A 1,291-nucleotide genomic window follows, 5' to 3' on the forward strand; every position below is an offset into this window, starting at 1 on the left:
GGTTCATCGCGGATTAGCGTGAGCCGATAAGAAAAACGGCAGTTGTGGTATGTTTTAGTCGCCAAACAAAAATATACAAACAACCGCCGTTTTCATGTCGAATAATACTTTCCTATCTTCCTTCTGGGAAGGCTTTCAAGTCATACAGTCCCACAAAACTGACTCGTTAATCACAATCACCTTAAAGCCTGACTCCACTGCTATGTGTCCATGTGGTCGAACATCTGAGTCTATTCATGACTACCAGTGGCGAGTGCTAAAAGAAGCAATGATGTTCGATATTCCTGTTGAGCTTTCGGTGCAAACTCGACGGATAAACTGCCCTGACTGTGGCGTAAGAACAGAAGCAATCTCATGGGTTTCTCCCTATGCTCGAATCACAAATCGCTTGAAGGGCTATATTGAAAAGTTACTGCCTTTATTGCCTATCAAGCATATCTCCGAGCTGACCGGGGTGCATTGGCACACGATTAAAGAAATTGATAAACAACGTCTTAAGCGAGTTGTGCCAACGGTGCCTTGGGGGGATTTACGTCAGCTTGTCATGGATGAGTTCGCCATCTTTAAGGGACACAGATATGCGACGGTCATTGCTGACGCCCAAACACACCAAGTACTCTGGATTGGCATAGGCCGAAGTCGAAAGGACATTCGCCCATTCTTCGAAGAACTTGGCGATCATGCTGCCAATATTGAAGCTGTGGCGATGGATATGAATACCGCTTTTGACCTTGAGGTGCAGGCACATTGTCCGAATGCCCGTATCGTCTATGACTTATTTCATGTCGTGGCTAAGTTTGGTCGAGAGGTCATGGATAGGGTTCGTGTAGACCAAGCCAACCAACTAAAAAATGACAAACAAGCACGTCGTTGGATAAAACGCTCTCGATGGGTTCTATTGAAGAAGCGAGAGAACTTGAGCATAAAGCAGCAAAGTTATCTTGACGAAATACTATCGATTAACCGAAATCTCATGATAACGCACCTGCTTGGAGCTCAACTCAAAGAGCTTTGGTATTGTGATTCAGAGGAGCAAGCTAAAGGGCTTTGGGAAGTATGGTGGCAGCAGGTGAATGAAAGTGGCATTCAACCTCTTATTAACTTTGCTAGAAAGCTTCAGCCTTACCTTCACGGTATCGTGGCATCCGCTACATATCATTTGAATACTTGCACGCTAGAAGGTATCAATAACAAGATAAAGCTTATCAAACGGACGGGGTATGGCTACAGAGACACGGACTACTTCTTTCTGAAAATCAAAGCGGCTTTCCCCGGAAAACCGCGATGAACC

1 protein-coding gene is annotated in these 1,291 nt (G+C 45.1%); it reads left to right on the top strand.

What is annotated here, in order from left to right:
• The first annotated feature begins 94 nt into the window (after positions 1-94).
• Positions 95-1,288 (top strand): ISL3 family transposase, encoded by a 1,194-nt coding sequence (locus L2W36_RS27245; protein WP_236112070.1) that lies wholly within the window; start codon positions 95-97, stop codon positions 1,286-1,288.
• Positions 1,289-1,291: the final 3 nt, after the last annotated feature.

The sequence above is a fragment of the Vibrio sp. McD22-P3 genome (genome assembly GCF_021568915.1).
Taxonomy (GTDB): domain Bacteria; phylum Pseudomonadota; class Gammaproteobacteria; order Enterobacterales; family Vibrionaceae; genus Vibrio; species Vibrio mediterranei.